Source organism: Janthinobacterium sp. NKUCC06_STL, assembly GCF_019345455.1.
Taxonomy (GTDB): domain Bacteria; phylum Pseudomonadota; class Gammaproteobacteria; order Burkholderiales; family Burkholderiaceae_D; genus Janthinobacterium; species Janthinobacterium rivuli.
The window spans coordinates 1,874,371-1,895,530 of record NZ_JAHKQY010000001.1; the positions used below are offsets into that span (position 1 = coordinate 1,874,371).

At 61.9% G+C, this 21,160-nt stretch carries 22 protein-coding genes; 5 read left to right on the plus strand and 17 right to left on the minus strand.

Annotated elements, in window-relative coordinates; genetic code table 11:
* Positions 1 to 24 precede the first annotated feature (24 nt).
* From KO539_RS08525 to KO539_RS08535, 3 genes are read right to left on the minus strand one after another with little or no spacing between them, the layout of a single operon-like run.
* Complete coding sequence (locus KO539_RS08525; RefSeq protein WP_219308373.1) at positions 25 to 351, minus strand: barstar family protein; 327 nt, start codon at positions 349 to 351, stop codon at positions 25 to 27.
* Positions 352 to 359: 8 nt separating this feature from the next.
* A complete protein-coding gene (gene dapB / locus KO539_RS08530) occupies positions 360 to 1,169 on the minus strand; it encodes a 4-hydroxy-tetrahydrodipicolinate reductase (RefSeq protein WP_219308374.1) in 810 nt (269 codons plus the stop codon).
* 19 nt (positions 1,170 to 1,188) lie between these two features.
* Positions 1,189 to 1,830, minus strand: coding sequence for an outer membrane protein assembly factor BamE (locus KO539_RS08535; RefSeq protein WP_219308690.1), 642 nt, complete (start codon positions 1,828 to 1,830; stop codon positions 1,189 to 1,191).
* 196 nt (positions 1,831 to 2,026) lie between these two features.
* On the opposite strand from KO539_RS08535, the gene fur reads away from it, so the two are divergent.
* Complete coding sequence (gene fur, locus KO539_RS08540) at positions 2,027 to 2,458, plus strand: ferric iron uptake transcriptional regulator (RefSeq protein ID WP_219308375.1); 432 nt, start codon at positions 2,027 to 2,029, stop codon at positions 2,456 to 2,458.
* A 47-nt stretch (positions 2,459 to 2,505) separates the two neighbouring features.
* Here fur and hrcA read toward each other — a convergent pair whose 3' ends face one another.
* The gene (hrcA, locus tag KO539_RS08545) at positions 2,506 to 3,522 is read right to left on the minus strand and encodes a heat-inducible transcriptional repressor HrcA (protein WP_035822689.1); all 1,017 of its coding nucleotides are present in this window, start codon (positions 3,520 to 3,522) and stop codon (positions 2,506 to 2,508) included.
* Between the two features lie 115 nt (positions 3,523 to 3,637).
* The gene (locus KO539_RS08550; protein WP_219308376.1) at positions 3,638 to 4,363 is read right to left on the minus strand and encodes an HAD family hydrolase; all 726 of its coding nucleotides are present in this window, start codon (positions 4,361 to 4,363) and stop codon (positions 3,638 to 3,640) included.
* Positions 4,364 to 4,608: 245 nt separating this feature from the next.
* On the opposite strand from KO539_RS08550, the gene KO539_RS08555 reads away from it, so the two are divergent.
* Positions 4,609 to 5,208 (plus strand): hypothetical protein, encoded by a 600-nt coding sequence (locus KO539_RS08555; RefSeq protein ID WP_219308377.1) that lies wholly within the window; start codon positions 4,609 to 4,611, stop codon positions 5,206 to 5,208.
* A gap of 36 nt (positions 5,209 to 5,244) precedes the next feature.
* Positions 5,245 to 5,826 (plus strand): hypothetical protein, encoded by a 582-nt coding sequence (locus KO539_RS08560; RefSeq protein ID WP_219308378.1) that lies wholly within the window; start codon positions 5,245 to 5,247, stop codon positions 5,824 to 5,826.
* 186 nt (positions 5,827 to 6,012) lie between these two features.
* On the opposite strand, the gene mmsB is transcribed toward KO539_RS08560, so the two are convergent.
* The 5 genes from mmsB to KO539_RS08585 are packed head-to-tail and all read right to left on the minus strand — an operon-like array spanning position 6,013 to position 11,507.
* Positions 6,013 to 6,915, minus strand: a complete 903-nt coding sequence (gene mmsB, locus KO539_RS08565; protein ID WP_219308379.1) for a 3-hydroxyisobutyrate dehydrogenase — start codon at positions 6,913 to 6,915, stop codon at positions 6,013 to 6,015.
* Between the two features lie 23 nt (positions 6,916 to 6,938).
* Positions 6,939 to 8,054 (minus strand): enoyl-CoA hydratase/isomerase family protein, encoded by a 1,116-nt coding sequence (locus KO539_RS08570; RefSeq protein WP_219308380.1) that lies wholly within the window; start codon positions 8,052 to 8,054, stop codon positions 6,939 to 6,941.
* A complete protein-coding gene (locus KO539_RS08575) occupies positions 8,047 to 8,832 on the minus strand; it encodes an enoyl-CoA hydratase (protein WP_219308381.1) in 786 nt (261 codons plus the stop codon). Before KO539_RS08575 ends, KO539_RS08570 begins: the two co-directional genes overlap by 8 nt.
* Positions 8,829 to 9,989 (minus strand): acyl-CoA dehydrogenase family protein, encoded by a 1,161-nt coding sequence (locus tag KO539_RS08580; protein WP_219308382.1) that lies wholly within the window; start codon positions 9,987 to 9,989, stop codon positions 8,829 to 8,831. Before KO539_RS08580 ends, KO539_RS08575 begins: the two co-directional genes overlap by 4 nt.
* Before the next feature lie 9 nt (positions 9,990 to 9,998).
* Positions 9,999 to 11,507, minus strand: coding sequence for a CoA-acylating methylmalonate-semialdehyde dehydrogenase (locus KO539_RS08585; protein ID WP_219308383.1), 1,509 nt, complete (start codon positions 11,505 to 11,507; stop codon positions 9,999 to 10,001).
* Positions 11,508 to 11,664: 157 nt separating this feature from the next.
* Between KO539_RS08585 and KO539_RS08590 the strand changes: the two genes are divergently transcribed.
* Positions 11,665 to 13,047 carry a short-chain fatty acyl-CoA regulator family protein gene (locus KO539_RS08590; RefSeq protein ID WP_219308385.1) on the plus strand — a complete coding sequence of 461 codons (1,383 nt, stop codon included), beginning with the start codon at positions 11,665 to 11,667 and terminating at the stop codon, positions 13,045 to 13,047.
* Between the two features lies 1 nt (position 13,048).
* On the opposite strand, the gene KO539_RS08595 is transcribed toward KO539_RS08590, so the two are convergent.
* From KO539_RS08595 to KO539_RS08625, 7 genes are read right to left on the minus strand one after another with little or no spacing between them, the layout of a single operon-like run.
* Positions 13,049 to 14,104, minus strand: coding sequence for an adenosine deaminase (locus tag KO539_RS08595; protein WP_219308387.1), 1,056 nt, complete (start codon positions 14,102 to 14,104; stop codon positions 13,049 to 13,051).
* A gap of 25 nt (positions 14,105 to 14,129) precedes the next feature.
* Positions 14,130 to 15,074: a nucleoside hydrolase gene (locus KO539_RS08600; RefSeq protein ID WP_257626141.1), complete on the minus strand. Its 945-nt coding sequence runs from the start codon at positions 15,072 to 15,074 to the stop codon at positions 14,130 to 14,132.
* Between the two features lie 18 nt (positions 15,075 to 15,092).
* The gene (locus KO539_RS08605) at positions 15,093 to 16,124 is read right to left on the minus strand and encodes an ABC transporter ATP-binding protein (protein ID WP_219308389.1); all 1,032 of its coding nucleotides are present in this window, start codon (positions 16,122 to 16,124) and stop codon (positions 15,093 to 15,095) included.
* 13 nt (positions 16,125 to 16,137) lie between these two features.
* Entirely contained in the window at positions 16,138 to 16,917 is a 780-nt protein-coding gene (locus KO539_RS08610) for an ABC transporter permease (RefSeq protein ID WP_035822719.1), read from the minus strand.
* Positions 16,914 to 17,753, minus strand: coding sequence for an ABC transporter permease (locus KO539_RS08615; RefSeq protein WP_034778816.1), 840 nt, complete (start codon positions 17,751 to 17,753; stop codon positions 16,914 to 16,916). The genes KO539_RS08610 and KO539_RS08615 overlap by 4 nt, the downstream gene beginning before the upstream one ends.
* A 21-nt stretch (positions 17,754 to 17,774) precedes the next feature.
* On the minus strand, positions 17,775 to 18,797 hold the full coding sequence (locus KO539_RS08620) for an ABC transporter substrate-binding protein (protein WP_225242780.1): 1,023 nt from the start codon (positions 18,795 to 18,797) through the stop codon (positions 17,775 to 17,777).
* A 57-nt stretch (positions 18,798 to 18,854) separates the two neighbouring features.
* Positions 18,855 to 19,958 carry a porin gene (locus tag KO539_RS08625; protein WP_219308696.1) on the minus strand — a complete coding sequence of 368 codons (1,104 nt, stop codon included), beginning with the start codon at positions 19,956 to 19,958 and terminating at the stop codon, positions 18,855 to 18,857.
* Positions 19,959 to 20,196: 238 nt separating this feature from the next.
* On the opposite strand from KO539_RS08625, the gene KO539_RS08630 reads away from it, so the two are divergent.
* Positions 20,197 to 21,114 carry a LysR family transcriptional regulator gene (locus KO539_RS08630; RefSeq protein WP_034778821.1) on the plus strand — a complete coding sequence of 306 codons (918 nt, stop codon included), beginning with the start codon at positions 20,197 to 20,199 and terminating at the stop codon, positions 21,112 to 21,114.
* Positions 21,115 to 21,160: the final 46 nt, after the last annotated feature.

Genomic DNA, 21,160 nt, shown 5'->3' on the forward strand with positions numbered 1-21,160 from the left:
ATCGCGAAGCGACTGACCCCGGAATTACTTCAGCGTCAATTTCAACGCCGGTTTTTCGCCATAATCCTCATAGCGCTCATTGATGCCGGCGATACAGAACGTGATTTCTTCCAGCAAGTCCGGCACTTGCGCCTTCATCGCTTCCGCATCCTGCACGACAATGTCGAGCACTTCGTTTGGTTTCAAACGGAACTGCGTCATGTTTTCGTCGTCGCGCAGATAACTGAGGCAATCTACCCAGGCATCCATGCTGTTGCCGTAGAACGCGGGGAAACCGAAGGCGGGCACGCATTGCGCGTGAAAGCTCGCTGCGTCGGTGATGTCTTTTCCATTCAGGATGGCAGTGGCCATGATCTTCCTCAGTTCTTCAGCGACAGCACGTCCTGCATGTCGAACAGGCCGGTCGGCTTGTCGGCCAGGAAACGCGCGGCGCGCAAGGCGCCGTGGGCGTAGGTGACGCGGCTGCTCGACTTGTGGCTGATCTCGATGCGCTCGCCGATGCCGGCAAACAGCACCGTATGGTCGCCGACGATATCGCCGCCGCGGATGGTGGCAAAGCCGATGGTCGACGGGTCGCGTTCGCCCGTCACGCCTTCGCGGCCGTACACGGCGCATTCCTTCAAGTCGCGGCCCAAGGCGCCGGCCACCACTTCGCCCATTTGCAGGGCGGTGCCCGACGGCGCATCGACCTTGTGGCGGTGATGGGCTTCAATGATCTCGATGTCGTAGCCTTCGGACAGGCTTTTGGCGGCCAGTTCCAGCAGCTTCATGGTGACATTCACGCCCACGCTCATGTTCGGCGCGAACATGATGGCCGTCTTTTCGGCGGCGGCGGCAATGGCGGCCTTGCCAGCGTCATTGAAACCGGTGGTGCCGATGATCATCTTGATGCCATGCTCGGCGCAATACGCCAGGTGCTGCAAAGTGCCTTCGGGACGCGTGAAGTCGATCAGGTAATCGGCGCCGGCCAGGCCGGTGGCCAAGTCGGATTCGATCAGCACGCCGGCAGGTTTGCCGAGAAAGGCGGCGGCATCCTGGCCGACGGATGGCGAACCAGCACGGTCGAGCGCGCCGGCCAGCACGGCGTCAGGTGCGTTGCTGACGGCTTCGATCAGGATATGGCCCATACGGCCGCTGGCGCCAGCGATGGCAATTTTCAGTTCAGTCATTTTATTCTCTTACAACAACTTATTTGGTGGGTTCGGCAGCAGGTGCAGGCGCAGGCTCGGCGGCAGGCGCCGTTGCAGGTGCAGGTACAAGCGCAGGCTTGCTCACGGGAATGGCTGGCGCGGCATCGGCCGGCACCGGCACGGCGCTTGGCGCCACGGGCGATGGCACGGCGGCGGCAGGCGCGTCGGCCTTGGCGACCTTGGCGAATGGCGACGGACCAGCGATGCGGTCGATGTATTCTTTTTCCGTCGGCAAGTTGCCGCCTTCGAAACGTTCCACTTTGCCATCCTTGCCGAAGTACACGACCACGCGGCTGCTGGTGGTTTCGCCACTGCCACGGGCCAGGCGGAATGGATAATCCCAGCGGTCGGCATGGAAGATATCGGTCAGCAGCGAGGTGCCGAGGACGAAACGCACCTGGTCGCGCGTCATGCCCACTTTCAACTGGGCCAGCATCTCTTCGGAGACAAAATTGCCTTGTTGAATGTCAGGACGGTAGGGCGAGAAAAACCACATGAATTTTTGCAGCGGCGTGATGGTGGTCGTTTGTGCGCCCTGTTCGGGAACCAGTTCCTTGCCTTCTTTTTGAGCAGCTGCCGGCTTTTCGCCCAGAATGCCACGGCTGGCGCAGCCGGACATGGCCAGCGCGACACAGACCATGCCTGCCACGACTGGTGCTCGAAATGAAATACGGTGCCAGAGAGATGGCAATACAGCCGGTGTTACGCGCATAAATGACCTCAATTGGATGAACAAAACGCCAGGAGTGACCGGCCCGCCAAAAAAAAGCATATTTTGGCACTCCCCGACAAAACGCTATATGATAAAGCACCTGACCCACATACGAGCAACAAACATGAGTAACAATCCTAGTGATCTCAAGGCAAGCGGCCTGAAAGCCACCCTGCCACGGCTGAAGATACTCGATATCTTCCAGAGTAGCCCGGTACGCCACCTGACCGCGGAAGACGTGTATAAAATTCTGCTGGCCGACAATATGGATGTCGGTTTAGCAACTGTCTACCGCGTCCTGACGCAATTCGAACAGGCTGGCTTGCTCAACCGCAACCATTTTGAAACCGGCAAGGCGATTTTCGAGCTCAACGAAGGCTCCCACCACGATCACCTGGTGTGCCTCGACTGTGGCCGGGTCGAAGAATTCTTCGACGAAGACATCGAAATCCGCCAGCAAAAAGTGGCCGAAGAGCGCGGCTTCAAGATCGCCGAACACGCTTTGGCCATCTACGGCAACTGCACCAAGACAGCTTGCCCGCACAAAACCGCCTGATCCACGTTTGCCGCTCCCACCGGAGCGGCAAACGTCAGGCAGTACGATCAATGATGGCTGAGTGCGCTTGACAGCAACTTGGCCGTGATATCGACAATCGGGATGACGCGCTCGTAAGCCATGCGCGTCGGTCCGATCACTCCCAGCGTTCCCACGATCTTGCCGTTGACTTCATACGGCGCCGTCACCACGCTCATCTCATCCATCGGCACCAGGTTCGATTCGCCGCCGATGAAAATCTGCACGCCCGTCGCCTTGCTCGAAACGTCGAGCAGCTGCATCAAACCCGTTTTTTGCTCGAACATGTCGAACATCTGGCGCAGCGAATGCATATTCGATGACAGATCGCTCACGCTGAGCAAGTTGCGCTCGCCGGAAATCACCATGTCGTCGCTATGGTCGGCCATCGCTTCGCTGCCCGCTTCCACGGCAGCCTGCATCAGGCTGCCCATATCGTCGCGCAACTGGCGCAGCTCGCCCTGCAGGCGCACGCGCACGGCGTCGAAGGACAGGCCGCCATAATTCTGATTGATATAGTTGGCCGATTGCACCAGTTGCGCCGGCGTATAGTCGGCCTCCGTCAGCAATAGACGGTTCTGCACGTCGCCGCCGGGGGCGACGATGACGAGCAGGATGCGTTTTTCGGACAGGCGCAAGAATTCGATTTGCTGGAACACGGATTCGCGCCGCGGGCTGAGCACGACGCCGGCAAACTGCGACAGCGACGACAACATCTGCGCCGCGTTGGCGATGGTTTTTTGCGGCTGCGGCGTCTGCAGGCGCATGCGCGACTCCACCATGTGCTCGTCCAGGTGCCGCACAGTCAGCAAGGTGTCGACAAAGATGCGGTAGCCGCGCGGCGTGGGGATGCGTCCGGCCGAGGTGTGCGGACTGGACACATAACCGAGCTCTTCCAAGTCAGCCATGATGTTGCGGATCGTGGCCGGCGACAGGTCGAGGCCCGAAATTTTCGACAAGGCGCGCGAACCGACCGGCAGGCCGTCGGCGATATATCGCTCGACCAAGGCTTTCAGCAGTGTTTGGGCACGTGTATCGAGTTGCATGGTGTTTTATTTAGGCAAGTATTTTTTAGCAAGTATTTTTTAGGCAAGCGGCAACGAAAGCGGCCGAACGTGCAGCAACAGCGCCTATTATGCACGTTCGCCCGTCCGGCGGCGATCAATCTTCCAGTTGCCCCTGCAGCCACAACAGCAATTCATCAAAGTTGGCGCAGATGGCGTCGGGCTGCACGCCGGCGGCCAGGTGGGCATCGCTGCCCTTGCGGTTCATCCACACGGCACGCATGCCCGCCCCCTGCGCTCCCGTCACATCGAAATACAGATCGTCGCCGACATACACGGCTTCATGCGGCGCCACGTCCAGCGCGGCGCAAGCGGCCAGGAAGATGCTGGCGTCTGGCTTGGCCACGCCAAAGTCGCTGGCGGCGATCGATACCTTGAAATGCTGCGCCAGGCCGATAATTTCAAGGTCCGCATTGCCATTCGAGATGGAACCGACCAGCATGCGCTGGCCCATCCAGTCCAGGCCCGGCAAGACGTCGTCATATGGCTGGACGCGATGACGGGCCGCAAGGAACTGCGCGATGGCGCCGTCGACCAGGGCGGGATCCTCGCCGGCAGCCTCGAAGGCGGCCAGCAGGCCCGCACGGCGCAACTCGATCAGGTTGCCATGGAAATGCGGTTGTTCATTGAGCATGGCCAGACGGTGCTGGCGCAGCAGTTCGATGGAAAACTGCTGCGCCACCTTGGGTGCATGCGTGGCCAGCCAGTCGTGCAGCAGGGTTTCGGCGGCAGCAATCACGGGCGCGATGGGCCACAAGGTATCGTCGAGGTCGAAGAGGATGGCCTTGGGCGGCACGGCGGGTTTTACAGGAGCAAGGGACATGGGACTCACAATGGGATGCTGCGTCACAGTGCGCAGGGTATAGCTATTGTCGCACCGATCGCCGCCGCCGGCATGGCTGCGCCCCCGTGAAATGGGGCCGGGCCAGCGCTTCCCGGCGAAAAATTGTTACAGGGTGATACAAGGCAAGATCATCCAGCTTGCCAGATAGACTAAAATAGGCGCCATTCCAATGCGGCGCCAGCGTCCGCGTTGCGCTACCCAACCTAATTCGTTTTGGAGACTGTATGAAAAATTTGTACCTGCGCTCGATGCTGGCGGCGGCTTGTGCCGCCACACTGGCAGCCTGCGGCGGCAGTGGCGGCAACCTGTATCTGCAAGTCCAAATCAGAGACCTGGCCAAGGATGGCCTGATTCTCCAGAATGACGGGGAACGCTTGCCGGTAACTGCGGGCCAGAACTCCGTTGTTTTCACCAAGCTGGTCAAGACCGATGACCGCTACGACATCACCATCGCGCAACAGCCCAAGGGCGCCGTTTGCACGATTATCAATGGCGTCGGCAAGGCATCGAGCTACTCCGTGAGCACGGCCCAGGTGAACTGCAAGACCAACACCTACCTGCTTCGCGGCACGGTCACGGGCCTGAGCGCCGATGGCTTGCGTCTGGTGATGGGCCCCACCGGCACCACCCTGCTGGCTGGCGCCACCGCCTACGAATTCGCAAGCGTTGATGACGGCGCCGCGTACGGCATTTCCATACTGACGCAGCCAACGGGCCTGAAGTGCCGCTTCCAGGGTTCCAGCAGTGCAGACGGCAGCGATACGGTCGGCACGATGGGCTCCGCCGCCACGACCGCGGCCACACTTGACTGCACGCCGCAGTAATCCTTGCGATTCGTCACCTAATTTTTGGAGAAATACATGAAGTTATCCTGCTTGCGCCCACTCGCCGCACTGCTGCTGACCTTGGGACTGGCCGCTTGCGGCGGCAAGGCCTCGTATGAGGTCGGCGGCACCATCACAGGCTTAAACAATGAAGGACTGATCCTGGCCAATGGCAGCGACACCCTGCCGGTTCCTGCGGGAAAAACAGCGTTTACCTTTGCCAAGCGCATCGACTATGGCACCGACTACAACATCACCGTCAATAAACAACCAGCCCACATGACTTGCGGCATCAGCGGTGGTTCCGGTTCGGCTGGCCATTACATCAATATCAGCGCCTCGGTTACTTGCTCGCAAAACAAATATACCGTGGGCGGCACGATTTCCGGCCTGACGGTGGACGGCCTGGTGCTGATTAACGGTAGTACACCCACAACGGTGGCCAAGGATGCCACGACCTTTACCATGGTCGGCCCTGTCGCCTATGGCGACACCTTTGGCGTCAGCGTCTCCGTTCAGCCTAAGGGTCTGCTCTGCGTCGTACAGCCAGGCACGGGTGGCGGCACCATGGGTGAAGCGAATGTGACGACGGTGAAGGTCGTTTGCAATCCGGCCTGAGTGGCGGCAACGGTAGCCGCTGCGCGGCTACCGGGAAGAGATATCACGGAAATCCATAGTTGATATTCCAAAGATAAATTGGAGTTATATGTGGCGATGCAGCATAATGCATCTGTCTCCTCCAACTCTTCCAAGAATTGGATTTAGCCCGCTTTTACCAGCGGGCTTTTTTTTGCCCAAAATTTCTCAAACGGGTTTATTCAAGCCCGGCTGCAGCATTTGCACGATGCTGGAGAAATCCTGCTGCGCATAACCGGCTTGCGCATGCATCTGGTACAACTGCCGCACCAGCCCGCCCAAGGGCGTGGGCGCGTTCGCCGACAGAGCCGACTGCTGCGCCAGGCCCAGGTCTTTCAGCATCAGCGCCGTGCCGAAGCCGCCCGTGTAATTGCGCGACGCGGGCGTGCCGTCCATGACACCTGGCCACGGGTTGTACACTTCCAGGGTCCAGTTGCGGCCCGAACTCTTGGCCATGATATCGGACAACACTTTCGGATCCAGGCCATGCGCCACGCCCAGGTTCAGCGCCTCGGCCGTCCCCGCCATCAAGATACCCAGCAGCATGTTGTTGCAAATCTTCGCCACCTGGCCCGCGCCCGCCTCGCCCGCATGGAAGATATTCTTGCCCATCTTTTCCAACAAAGGCCGCGCCTGCTGCAAGGCCGCTACACTACCGCCGACGATAAAAGTCAGGGTGCCAGCCGCCGCGCCCGCCGTGCCGCCCGAGACGGGCGCATCGATCATGGCAAAGCCGCGCTCGCTGGCCGCCTGCGCCACTTGCCGCGCCACATCGGCGGCGATGGTGCTGCAATCGATGAACAAGGCACCGGGCTTGGCCGAATCGAGCACGCCACCGGCCGCCAGGTACAGTTCCTGCACGTGCTTATTGGCTGGCAACATGGTGATGACGGCGTCGGCCGTCTGCACGGCCGCGCTGGCGGACGCAGCCGCCGTGGCGCCCGCCTCGACCAGCGACGCCACTGCCGCCGGCGCCAGGTCGAACACGGACACGTGAAAGCCGGCGGCCACCAGATTGCGGGCCATCGGCGCGCCCATGTTGCCCAAGCCGATGAAAGCGATATGTTGCATGGTAAAAATCTCCTGTTGTTCTTTTAATGCAGGTCGCGCAAAGGATGGCTATCCCATGGCGCCGCGAAATATTCATTGAGATACGCACCGCTGACCTCGGCCAGACTGGCCGGCTGCCACTGCGGCGCGTTGTCCTTGTCGATCAGCAAGGCGCGTACGCCTTCGCGGAAATCGGCATGGGCGCAGCACTGCACGGCCACGGTCAGTTCCAGCTGGAACACTTGCGCCAGACTCATGTGGCGTGTGCGTTCACGCATGGCCCACACCAAGGCCGCCGAAGTGGGCGCACCCTTGTCGAGCGAGTGGGCCGCCTTTTGCAGCCACGCCGAATCGCCGTCATATGCGGCAATGGCGGCCACCACTTCAGGCAAGGTGGGCGCTTGCGTCAGCACGGCGATGGCGTCGAAGTTGGCGCGCACTTCCGAGACGGGCAGCATGGATGCCGGCGCCGAGAAGCCGCGCAGCAAGCGGTTCAGCTGCTCGCTGTTCGCTTGCGGGCTGGCTTGCCATTGCGCCAGCGCCAGCGAGTCAAGCACCATGGCGCGCTCTTCCTGGCGCAGGAAATAGTCGCCCAGACCGGTGAACAGGGCGTCGGCCGCGTTCATCGGTGCCCCCGTCAGCCCCAGGAACAGTCCGCTGCGCCCCGGCATGCGGCCGAGGAACCAGCTGCCGCCCACGTCCGGGAACAGGCCGATCGTGATTTCCGGCATGGCGATGCGCGTGCTTTCCGTCACGACGCGATGGCTGGCGCCCGCCATCAGGCCCAGGCCGCCGCCCATGACGATGCCGCCGCCCCACACCAGCAGCGGTTTCACGTACGTATGGATGCGGTGGTCGAGCCGGTATTCCTCGGCAAAGAAGGCCAGCGCCTGCGGGTTCGGCACGACACCCGGTTGCTCGACGATGGCCGAGCGCAGGCTGCGCACGTCGCCGCCGGCACAGAAGGCCTTGTCGGTCGACGATTGCAGCACCACGCAGGCGATGGCAGCGTCACTGGCCCAGCGCACGAGGGCGCCATCGATGGCGCGTATCATGTCCAGGGTCAGGGCATGCAAGGACTTTGGCGCGTCGAGGGTGATGACGCCCAGCTTCATGCCGCCGGGACAGTCACGCTCTTCCAGTTTCACTGTTTCAGCCATTCTTCCACTCCGCCTGACGTTTTTCCAGGAACGCTTGCACGCCCTCTTTCTGGTCTTGCGTATCGAACAGGCCGAGGAACAAGGTGCGCTCGTCTGGCAAGGAATTGACCAGCGGATGGCTGCGCGCGCCCTGGATCAGGGTCTTGCACGCCGTCACGCTGCTGGGACTTTGGCGCGCCACCTTGGCGGCCAGGGCCAGTGCCGTGGCGGCAGCCTTGCCGGTTGGCACGACTTCCTCGACCAGGCCGATGGCCAGCGCCTTGGCCGCATCGACTCTCTCGCCGCATAAAATCATGCGCTTGGCCCAGCCTTCGCCCACCAGCCACGGCAGGTGCTGCGTGCCGCCCGCGCACGGCAGCAAGCCGACGGACGCTTCCGGCAAGGCCATCTGCGCGTGTTCTTCGGCAATGCGAATATCGCAAGCGAGCGCGCATTCAAGCCCGCCGCCCATGGCATAGCCATTGATGGCGGCGATGCTGACGCCGCGAAACGCGGACAGCGCCTCGAACGCTTCTCCAAAGGCGGCGGCCATGGCGAACGCCGTGTCTTTATTACCGTCAGCAAACACTTTCAGATCGGCGCCAGCCGAGAAGAACTTGGCGCCGCCGCCCGTGATCACCAGCGCATACACGTCCGGGTCCGCATTCAGGTCGGCCACCAGTTGCGTCAGCGCGTTCAGGCTGGCCAGGGTCCACGTATGGGCGGGCGGGTTGTCGAGAGTCACCAGGGCCGTATGGCCATGGCGTTCCAGCAGCAAATTTGTATACACTTTACTCATCGCAGATTCTCCGTGGCGCCATCTTTCAAAATCGCTCGCGCGACGATCAGGCGCATGATTTCATTCGTCCCTTCCAGGATTTGATGTACCCGCGTGTCGCGCACGTGGCGCTCGAGCGGATACTCGCGGATGTAGCCGTAGCCGCCGTGCAATTGCAGCGCATCGTTGGCAACATTAAAACCGACATCCGTGGCGAAACGTTTTGCCATGGCGCAATAGGCTGTCGCGTCCGGGCTTTCCTGGTCGAGTTTCCAGGCCGCCAGGCGCACCATCTGGCGCGCCGCCACCAGTTCCGTCAGCATGTCGGCCAGCTTGAATTGCAAGGCCTGGAATTGCGCCAGTTCACGACCGAACTGCGTGCGCTCCTTCATGTACGCCTGCGCCCGCGTGAGGGCCGCCTGCGCCGTGCCCACCGAGCACACAGCGATATTGATGCGTCCGCCATCGATGCCCTTCATGGCAATGGCAAAGCCTTCGCCTTCCGCGCCCAGCAAGTTAGCCGCCGGCACTCTCACCTGGTCGAAGCTGATGATGCGCGTGGGCTGGCTGTTCCAGCCCATCTTTTCTTCCTTCTTGCCATACACGATGCCGGGCAGGTTCGCCGGCACGGCAAACGCGGAAATGCCGGCCGCGCCTTCGCCGCCCGTGCGTGCCATGACGATCAGCATATCCGTCTGGCCCGCGCCGGAAATGAAGGCTTTCGTGCCGTCGAGTACATAAAAGTCGCCATCCCTGACGGCTTTCGTGCGCAGCGATGCCGCATCGGAACCGGATTGCGGTTCCGTCAGGCAATAGCTGGCCAGCTTCTGGCCTGCGGCCAGGGCCGGCACCCATTCGTCGCACAGGGCTTCCTGGCCCCAGCGCGACAGCATCCAGGTGGCCATGTTGTGGATGGTGATGTAGGCCGTGGTCGAGGTGCAGCCACCGGCCAGCTCTTCAAACACGATGGCCGCGTCCTGGCGCGACAGGCCCAGGCCGCCCCAGCGCTGCGGCGTGTACAGGCCGCAAAAGCCCATCTCGCCCGCCTTGGCTATCGTTTCCACAGGAAAAATCGATTCCGCGTCCCAATGGGCCGCGTGCGGCGCCAGTTCGCCTTCGGCAAACGCGCGCGCCGCCTGCTGGAACTCGCGCTGCTCGTCGCTCAGTTCAAAGTCCATGCCAGCTCCTTATTTCAGGCTGATGGTGGTGTTGACCTTGCCCACCGAGGCAGCGTCCGTGAACCAGCGCTGGGTAATCGTTTGCGTCTGCGTGTAGAACAGCACGACTTGCTTGCCGAACGGACCCAAATCGCCCAGCTTGGAGCCGCGCGACCCCGTAAAGCTGAACAGGGGAACGGGTACGGGAATGGGCACGTTGATGCCGACTTGCCCCACGTCGATTTCTTCCTGGAAGTAGCGCGCGGCCGCGCCGCTTTGCGTGAACAGCGCCGTACCGTTGCCGTTCGGATTCGCGTTCACCAGGGCAATCGCTTCATCGAGGGTATCGACTTCGACGACGATCAGGACGGGGCCAAAGATTTCCTGGTCATACACGACCATGCCAGGTTTCACGCCAGACAGAATCGTCGGTCCGACGAAGTTGCCATTCGGATAGCCGTCAACCTTGACGTCGCGGCCATCAAGGGTCAGCACGGCGCCCTGCTCGATGCCCTTGGCGACCAGGCTGAACACGCGCTCTTTTGCGGCGCAGGAAATCACGGGACCCAGGTCCGGATTGTCCTTGCCCGCGCCGACCGTCAAGGTCTGCGCCTTGGCGGACAGTTCCGGCAGCCATGTGCGCGCTTCGCCCACCAGCACGGCGACGGATGCGGCCATGCAGCGCTGGCCGGCCGCGCCGAAACCGGCGCCCAGCAGCTGGTTCAGGGTCTGTTCTTTATTGGCATCCGGTAAGACGACGGCGTGATTCTTGGCGCCCATCATGCATTGCGCGCGTTTGCCGTTCAGGCTGGCGCGCTGGTACACGTGCGTGCCCACCTTGCTGGAACCCACGAACGAAATCGCCTTGATGTCCGGGTGGTCGCACAAGGCATTGACCACGTCTTCGCCGCCGTGTATCACGTTCAGCACGCCGGCCGGGATGCCCGCCTGCAAGGCCAGGCGCACGAGTTTTTCCGTCACGAGCGGGTCTTGCTCCGATGGTTTCAGCACGAAAGTGTTGCCGCAGGCAATCGCCATCGGGAACATCCACAACGGGATCATGGCGGGGAAATTGAACGGGGTAATGCCGGCGCACACACCCAGCGGCTGCATCACGCTGTAGGTATCGACGCCGCCGGCCACGTTTTGCGCGTATTCACCCATTTGCAGGGTGCCGATATTGGCGGCATGCTCGACCACTTCCAGGCCACGGAAGACGTCGCCTTCCGCGTCGAGCAGGGTCTTGCCCTGTTCCATCGTCAGGGTGGCGGCCAGGTCGGCCATGTTTTCACGGATCAGCTGCTGCAATTTGAGGAAAATGCGGGCGCGCGCGCCAATCGGCGTCTTGCGCCAGGTTTTGAAGGCGCGCTGGGCCGAGGCGATGGCCGCGTTGACTTCGTCCGGCGTGGCGAACGGCACCTTGGCCAATACTTCCTGCGTGGCCGGGTTGACGACGTCGCGCCAGATGGTGGTCTGGGATTCAACCCACTCGCCGTTGATCAAGAGGGGAACGGTCGGAATTGCAGTTTGCGTGGTCACTCGGTGTCTCCTTGTGTGGGTATAAGTCTGTTTGCATTATTCGCACAATCGCCGCCGCGAACAAGGCGTGAAAATGCGAGATAATGCAAAGCTGAATCTGTTAATCTGCAAATGTTGTAAATTTGCAGATTCCACAAACCGGGGAAGAGGAAACGCAATGGCAAAGGTTTTCATGGGCGTGCGCCTGCAGCGGCTGCGCGAGGAACGGCGCATGACGCAGGTGGCGCTGGCCAAGTCCCTGGGCATTTCACCCAGCTACCTGAACCAGATGGAGCGCAACCAGCGCCCGCTGACGGTGCCGATTTTGCTGCGCATCAGCAGCGTGCTGGGGGTCGATCCGCAAATCTTTTCCGAACACGACAGCGCCAGCCTGGTGGCCGACGTGCGCGACGTGTTCGGCGAATTGCCCGACGCGCCGCCCACCTCGATGGCGGAATTGAAAATGCTGGTGGAAAACATGCCGGAACTGGCGCGCTCGATTTTGCTCTTGCAGCGGCGCTACCGGGTGATGGCGGAACGGGCCGACACGCTGGCCGCACGCCTCGACGACGGCAGCCGCGGCGCCAGCTCGGCGGCCCCATCCACGGACGAGGAAGTGCGCGAATACCTGAACCGGCGGCAAAACTACATCGATGAACTGGACCGGGCGGCGGAACTGGTGGCGGGACAATTCGATCCCGCCCTGCGCACGCTCGATGCGCTGCAAGGCCGGCTGCTGGAACGCCACGGCATCGAAGTGCGCTTGTCCGATGGCGACGCGGGCATGGTGCGCAAGCACCGCTACGACGCCCAGCAACAGATACTGTGGCTGCCCGACACCCTGACGGGCGGCCAGCGCGCCTTCCAGATGGCGGCACAAATCAGCCTGCTCGAACACAGCGAGCTGATCGACGCTCTCGTGCTGGCGGCGGGGCTCTCCGGCGCGGCCGCGCAAACGAGCGCGCGCCTGGCGTTTTCCAATTATTTCGCGGGCGCCCTCTTGATGCCGTACCAGCGCTTCCTGCAGGCGGCGGAAACGCGCGCCTACGATATCGAGCGCCTGGCGCACCAGTTCGGCGTGGGGTTCGAAGCCGTCTGCCACCGTTTGAGCACCATGCAGCGCCCCGAGGCAGCGGGACTGCCCTTCTTCTTCGTGCGCGTCGACCGCGCGGGCAACGTCTCGAAGCGCCAGTCGGCCACGGACTTTCACTTTTCAAGAGTGGGCGGCACGTGTCCGCTGTGGATCGTGTACGACGCCTTCAGCCATCCGGGGCAAGTACTCACGCAAGTGGCCAGCATGCCGGACGGCTGCACCTATCTGTGGATCGCGCGCCAGGTCAGCACGGCGTCACCGGGTTTCAGGGCACCGGGGAAAACCTTTGCCGTGGCGCTGGGCTGCGACATCTCGCAGGCGCACCGCTTGATCTATTCGAAGGGACTCGATCTGCACGACCCCACCAGCGCCACGCCGATCGGCACGGGCTGCAAGGTGTGCGAGCGCCAAAGCTGCCCGCAGCGGGCATTTCCATCGCTGCTGGCGCCACCACCGGCGTCAGCCTGATTTATTCGACGACTCTTGCCCGCAGCGCGTCAAATTCACGCGTAAATTGCGCGCGCCAGTCGCGCCGCGTGCTGTCGTCTATCCAGGCCGCGTCGAGGCCATTCAACATGAAGCCGCGCATGTCATCGAGGCCGAAGCCGAATGCGCGCATCATCATCCAGGCGCCCGTCGGCGTCACGTGGTGCAGGGTCGGATCGTCCGTGTTCGGATGCAGTTTCAAGCCCAGCTTGGCCATGGCGCGGATCGGGTGATCGAGGGCCCAGCGTTCAGGCGCCAGTGTGCGCAGATAATAGGAATTGGTCGGCACCACGGTGAAGACAAGGCCGCGCTCCACGCAGCGCTGCGCCAGCTCCGGGTTGTCGACGATGGTGTAGCCATGGTCGACCCGGTCCACCTGCAGTTGCTCGATGGCCGTCTCCACGTTCATCCACGGCATGCCGAATTCGCCAGCATGCGCCGTGCATTTGAATCCGGCCTCGCGCGCGGCGCGGTAGGCTTCGATGAACAACTCTGGCGGGCGGTCGTTTTCGCGGTAGTCGATGCCGATGCCGATGACTTCCGGCGCGCGGTAAGCCTTCATCCATTCCACCATCTGCACGGCTTCGGCGGGAGCCGCTTCGCGGTCGATGCTGGGGATCAAGCGGCCGATCACGCCAAAGTCGCGCTGCGCGTCGCGGATGGCGGCCACGATGGCGTCTTGCGCCGCGTCATAGCGGATGCCCGACACGCGCACGGTGCCGGTCGGGTTCCAGAAGAACTCCGCATAGCGCACGCCGTGGCCATGCACGTCTTCCAGGTATTCGTAGGCGAGGCAATACAGGTCTGTCGGCGAGACGATCAGGTGCGCATCGAGCGCGCGCAGCACGCGCAGCACGCCGACGGGCTTGTCGCCGCGCGTGTAGAAAGAGTCGATTTCCTCGGGGGTGACGACATTGCCCGTCTTCGCGGCCAGCGCGCGGAAAGTTGCCTGGCGCACCGTGCCGAACAAATGGCAATGCAGCTCCACTTTCGGCATGGCGCGTAAAAACTGTTCGATGCTCAGGGGGGAATTAGACATGAAGCTCGTTTCGTAATGGAGTGGATCAGGCGAGGATGCCGGTGAGGCGACGCATCAAACGCTCGATGGCGGCCGGACCATCGGCCAGCATCGCCACCTGCGTGTTGATGGCGGCGCGGCGCGGCACGCGGAACTCGCACACCGTCATGCCGCGCGTCAGTTCGCCCGTCAATTCGATGGCCACGTGAGCCGGCTGGAACTGGAACAGCTGCGGCGCTTCCAGGTACAAGGCCACTACGGGGTCGTACATGGGCATCGGCACGGAACCGTCGCTGCTGCGGATGCGCACATACGCTTCCAGGTAGCCGGCCAGACGCTGCGCGCGCGGCGTGCCGATGGCGCGCAGGCGTTCCACTTCCAGTTTAGTGACCAGCAGCTGACGGCACAGGTTCAAGCCGAACATGCGCAGCGGGATGCCGGCCTGGAAGACCTGGGCGGCCGCTTCCGGATCCGCATAGATATTGAATTCGGCCGCCGCCGTATGGTTGCCCTGGTCGGTCGAGCCGCCCATCAAAATGATTTCGACGATTTTTTCCGCGATGTCGGGCGCGCGGCTCAAGGCGGTCGCCAGGTTGGTCATCGGCGCAATCGCCATGATGGTGATCTGGCCAGGATACTTGCGCACGGCGTCAATCAGCGCGTCGACGGCGTGGCCGGGAGCATCCGTGGCCGCGCCGGGCGGCAGGATATCGCCCGTCGTCGGCATGCCGCTGTCGCCGAGGATGCGCTGCGCCGTTTCGATGACGCCGGCCAGCGGCTCTTCGCAGCCGCGGTAGATCGGCACCGTCAAGCCGTCATGGGCCTTGATGCGCAAGGCGTTGTCGTAGGTGATGGCGACGGGCGCATTGCCCGCCACCACGCTCACGCCCAGCCACTCGATGCCGGGATTGCTATCCAGCAGCAGCATCGTCAGCCAGTCGTCGAAACCGGGATCGGTATCGAGCCAGATCTTTTTCAAGGGTTTGTCCATGATGGTTTCCAGTCGAAGTTAGGCACCCAGCCACAGGGCGCTGTCCGCAGGCAGCACGAAGGAGACGGCCGTGCCTTCGCGCCAGGCGGCGCCACCGGCCGCGCAAATGCCCTTGACCTGGCCCAGCGGCGTTTGCAGCAGGTATTCGACGGTGTCGCCGAGGAAGCCGCGCGCCAGCACGGTGCCCGGATACTGGCCCGCCGCGTCATCAAAGGCGCAGACGCGCACCTTGTCCGGACGCCAGCCCAGCACCGTGGTGCCGGCGGCGACGGGAGACGTGTACGGCAGGCTGGCGCCCGCGTGATGCAACGCGCCGTCGCGGTAGTCGAACAGGTTCTCGAAGCCCATGAAGTTGGCGACAAAACGCGTCGACGGTGTATTGAAGACGGCTTCCGGCGCGGCCAGCTGCTCGATGCGCCCGCCATTCATGACGACGATGCGGTCGGACAGGGCCAGCGCTTCTTCCTGGTCGTGCGTCACGTACAGCATGGTGATGCCCAGCTCGCGCTGGATGCGGCGCAGTTCGGCGCGCATCTGCACGCGCAGCTTGGCGTCCAGGTTCGACAGCGGTTCGTCTAGCAGCAGCAGGGCCGGCTCGACGACGATGGCGCGCGCCAGCGCCACGCGCTGCTGCTGGCCGCCGGACATCTGCGCCGGCAAACGCGTCTCGAACCCCGTCAGTCCCACGGCGGCGATCACGGCTTCCACCTTGGTTTTCAGCAAAGCTGGCGCAACCTTGCGCAGGCGCAGGCCAAAGGCGATGTTGTCGTACACGTTCAGGTGCGGGAACAGCGCATACGACTGGAACACCATGCCGATATTGCGTTTATTCGGCGCGAGCTTGCCGATTTCGCGGCCATCCAAAATGATGCGGCCCGACTGCAGCGGCATCAGGCCGGCGATGGCGCGCATGGTGGTGGTCTTGCCGCAGCCGCTGGGGCCCAGCAGGGAAATCAGTTCGCCCTGCTCGACGTGCAGGTCCAGGTCTTTCACGGACGTCGTGTTCTTGGCGTAGCCGAGGTTCAGCTTGTGCAGTTCCAGATAACTCATGGTGTGTAGCCTCTTACATGTATTTAGAAATGCCCAGCACCTTCTCGGTCACCATCACGAAGGCCATGGTGAACAAGACCAGCAAGGTCGACAGGGCAGCGATCGACGGATCGAAGCTGTTTTCCATATGGCCCAGCATCTCGATCGGCAAGGTGCTGATGCCGGGGCCCGTGAGGAACAGCGACACGGGCACCTGGTTGAACGAGGTGACGAAGGCGAGGAAGAAGGCGGCGATCACGGCGTTGCGGATATTCGGCAGCACGATCATGAAGAAGGCGCGCAGGCGCGACGCGCCCAAGGTGATGGCGGCATCCTCGATATCCACGCGCAAATTCACCAGGCTGGCGTACACCACGCGCACCGAATACGGAATCAACAGCGCGATATGGCCGATCAGCAGGCCGACATACACGGGCGCGTTAATCGTCAGGACCAGGTGGTGCAGCAAGCCCAGGCCGACGAGGATGGCGGGAATGATCAGCGGCGACGTCAGGATCTGGCGGATGGCACCGATACCGGGCGGCGGCATGCGCGAAAACGCATACGCGACGGGTATGCCCAGCAGCAACGCGATGACGGTGGCGATCAGGCCGATTTCCAGGCTGGTCTGGAAGGCGCGGCGGAACTCGGGCGCCGACCACACTTCCAGAATCCAGCGCAGCGAATACGACTCGGGCGGAAACGCCAGGGTTTCGCCGCCGGAAAAACCGGCCAGCACGACAATGGCGAAAGGCCCCAGCAGGAACAAAAACACCAGCCACAGGACGGCGCGCGAAAACAGGCTTTCTTTCATACGGAACTCCGGCTCGAGGAAATACGTTTAAGGCCGGCATTCACCAGCAGGGTCATGCAGACGAGGATGACGGCGATAACATTCGCCGCGCCAAAATCGCTCTCCACGCTGACCTTCTGGTAGAGCAGGGTTTCCAGCATCAGCACCTTGGTGCCGCCCAGCAGGGCCGGCGTCACGTAGGCCGTCACGCAGCCTGTAAACACCAGCGTGCCGCCGACCACCAGGCCTTCCTGCGTCAGCGGCAGGGTGACCTTGCAGAACACTTGCCATGGATTGGCGCCCAACGTTGCCGCGGCCGGCTCGACGTCGCGCGGCAGGTTTTCCAGCGCGCCCGCCAAGGACATCAGCATCAGCGGCAGCAGCAATTGCAGCAGGCCGACAAACACGGCGAATTCGCTGAACAGCAAACGCAGCGGCTCTTCCGTCAAGCCCATGTTGACGAGCGCCGCGTTGACGGCGCCGTTACGGCCCAGCAGCACGATCCACGCATAGGTACGCGCGATCGGCGAGACCATCAGCGGCAGGATCATCATGCCGACCACCAGCCCGCGCCACTTCGGCGACACGCGCGCCACGGCTTGCGCGGCCGGGTAACCGAGGATGATGGAGGCGAGCGTCACCAGCGCGGCGATGCGCAGGGTGCGCCAGAAGATGGTGCGGTTGAATTCCTGCGAGAAGAATTCAATGAAGCGGTCAACGCCCCACTGCATGCCGTCGCCGACGCGGAAGGCGTCGACCAGCAAAGCCAGCACGGGCAGCAAGAAGCAGACGACGATAAAGATCAGCGCCGGCAGGACCAGCAGCAGTCCCAGACGCTTTTTTGGATCAGCAAACATGGTGTTCTCTCCTCGTCACCACTATTTGCTCATGGCCTTGTTCCACTGCGTCATCCAGTTGCTGCGCTGCTTGAGGATGGTTTCCGGCTTGACGAATTTCAGCGAATTGATCTGATCGGCGCCATAGGTATTGAATTGCGCGGCCGCCGTCGACAAGCGCACGTCCTTGTTGACAGGCGAGTCGACCAGGTTGGTCGCCAGCTGCGTCTGCACTTCCTTGGACAGCCAGAAATCCATCAGCTGGTAGGCCAGGTCCGCATTCTTCGAACCGGCCACGATGCCCATCACGTTCATGCCGGCCGCCTGGCCTTCGGCCGGGATGCTCCATTTCAGGGGCAAGCCCGTCTTGAGCATTTGCGACCACGTAAAGCGCGCCACGGGCGCGGCCCAGATTTCATCCTGGGCGAACAATGCCGCCAGCTGCGCGCTGTTTTTCGAGAACGTGACGACGTTGCCCTTCATGCCGACGATCTTGGCAAAACCGGTGGCGTAGTCGTCCGTCTTGCCGCCCCAGGCCGCATCGGCCATGCGCAGCATCAACGGGCCCTGCGTGGTGCTCACGTCGGGGAAGGCCACGCGGCCCTTCAGTTCGGGGCGCCACAGGTCCTTCCAGGACGTCAGCGGGGCGATCTTGTCGCTGCGGTACACCAGACCGACCGAGTACAAGGTGTAGCCGACGGCGAAGTTGCCGCCGATGGGGTTTTTCGCCACGTCATACAGGGCTTTGTAATTGCTCAGCTTGGCATAATCCATGGGCTGGATGACGCCTTTTTGCGCCGCTTCCAGCATGCCGGAATCGGACAGCAGCACCAGGTCAATCACCGGATTTTTGGCGTGCACCACCAGCTTGGCGATGCGGTCCGCATTATTCCCCGTTTCCACCTTGATGTCGCAACCGCATTTGGCCTTGAACGGCTCGTACACATACTTCATGAACAAGGGCTGGGCAATCGGATAGGCCGAAATGACCAGCTCGCGTTTTTCCGCGTGGGCGGCGTTAGCCAGCAAGCCTAGGCTCAACGCCAACATGAGGTGCTTTTTCAAGATGCTTCCTTTCAGGGGACGGCGCTGCGGGACAGCGCCTGTAAAGATGTATCAGACTCAGAAATAATGTCGCATGCCGACGATCAGAACGCTTTGCGTCTTGCCGCCCGAGGCGCCGAAGCCGAACACGCGCGCGAACGTCGCGTCGCCCGCCGCTTTCTGGTAGCTCCAGGTGATGGCCACATCGGTGCGCTTGGACAGGAAGTAATCGGCCTGGAAGTTGACCTGATGCCATTTCGGCGTCTTGTTGATCACGTCATATTTACCGGTGGTAAAGAAATACGAGGCGCCCAGGTTCAGCGCTTCCGTCAGCTTGTGGTTCACGTTCAAGTCCACGTTTTGCAAGGTCAGATTGCTTTGATCCAGGTAGTGGTAGCGCACGTTGGTGTACAGCGCGCCAAACTTGGTCTTGCCCACATTATAAAAGCCTCCCGTGCCGGCGATGGCCTGGTCATTCACGCCGGCGCCGCTGACGGCGCTCTTGTTGAAGATCAACAAGGGGCTGCCATAGTCATTGCCGATGGCGCCATTCGGCGCGTCCGGGGCATTCGGATGATCCATCTTGGTATAGGCGACGGCCCAGCTGAAGGCATCGACTTTGTAGCCAGCGCCCATGCTGTAGACGCGGTTGCGGTTGGAATCCTGGGGATTTTCGCTGACACCATACAAGCCCGTGAACGACACGTTGCTGATGTTCGGGCTGACGTACTTGACGGCGTTTTGCACGCGCAAGTTGTTGTAGCCATTGTCGTTGTCGCCGATATGCACGCCGTTACTGGCGATGACCACCGGGCCCAGCAGATCCTTGACGGCTTCGTACTGGCGCCCCAGAGTCAGGGTGCCCTTGTCGTTGCTGGACAAACCCACATACGACTGGCGGCCAAACAGGCGACCGCTTTGCGAGGCCGCGCCCGTCATCACGTTAAAACCGTTTTCCAGCACGAAGATGGCCTTGGTGCCGTTGCCCAGGTCTTCTTGGCCGCGGAAACCGATGCGGGGATTCTGATTCGTGCCGCTCAGCGCATGCGTGCGGCTGCCGTTACCCTCATCCGACACATAGCCGATACCGGCCGACAGCAAGCCATACACTTGCACGCTGCTTTGCGCCTGCGCCGCGCCCTGCGCCGCCAGCAAGCCACCCACGACCATCGTTCCCGTCATCCATTTGTTCATCGCCGCCACCCTAAAAAGAATAAACCCTGAGTTTTGTTGGAATTATTGTATTGATGCGTCCCCTGCATGGCGTGCCACCGCGAGTACCGGCGCCGCCTGGCAAGCGCTTCTCTGAAGATTGTTGCCTTCAAGACAAGTAAAGACCAGTCCAGAATATGGTAAATTGCGGGATAAGAAAATTTGTTTATTTTTATAAATCCATTACTTTTTCTAATAAGCAACGCCCATGCATGAGTTGAGCAAGAAGATTTCCTTACGACATTTGCAAGCGTTTGCCACCCTAGCCCGGGTAAACAGCTTCAGCAAGGCTGCACAGGAATTGTGCGTGACCCAGCCAGCCCTCAGCGCGTCGATCAAGCTGCTGGAAAATCAACTGGGAAAAAAGTTGTTTAACCGCACAACCCACCAGCTGGAACTGACGCGCGAAGGCAAGCTGGCGCTCGATTACGCCACGCATTTATTGAATACTGCGAGCAACACGTTTGCCGATATCCAGCGCGCCATCGGCAGCGGCCGGCACCGCATCCGCATCGGCGCGATACCGTCCGCCATGGCGATGACGGCCGTGGTGGTGGCGCGCTACTGCGAGCAGCATGGCGACGAAGTGGAAATCGTCCTGTCGGACATGCCCAACGACGGCTTGCTGCACGCGCTGCATTCGGGTCAGCTGGACTTTTGCGTGGGCATCGAGGTGCCCGGCTCCGTGTCGCTGGAAAGCGTGGGCCTGTTTGAAGACGAGCTGGTGCTGGTGACGGCGGGACGCCATGCGCTGGCGCCACTGAAGGAAGTGCGCTGGGAGCAATTGGCGGGCCAGGAAATCGTCGTGTTCACCAAGGGCAGCATCTGGGAATTCGCCTCGAGCGCGCTGCGCCAGCATGGCTTGAGCCCGTCGAGCCTGTACCAGATGATCCACAGCGAATCGCTGTACGGCGTAGTGCGCGCCGGCATCGCCGTGGGCATCATGCCCAGCCTGTACACGACCTTCCTCAACGACGAAGACTTGCACGTGGCACCGCTGCGCCAACCCACGTGCAAGCGCAAGATCGCCCTGATGCGGCGCAATGAAATCAGCCGCAACCACCATGTGGACGACTGCTTTTCAGCGCTGCGGCAGGATTTGCAGCAGGTCGACCAGTGGTTTTAAGTTAAGCCAGCACTGCCGGGGTCAGACCCCCGCTCACGTCGGCGCC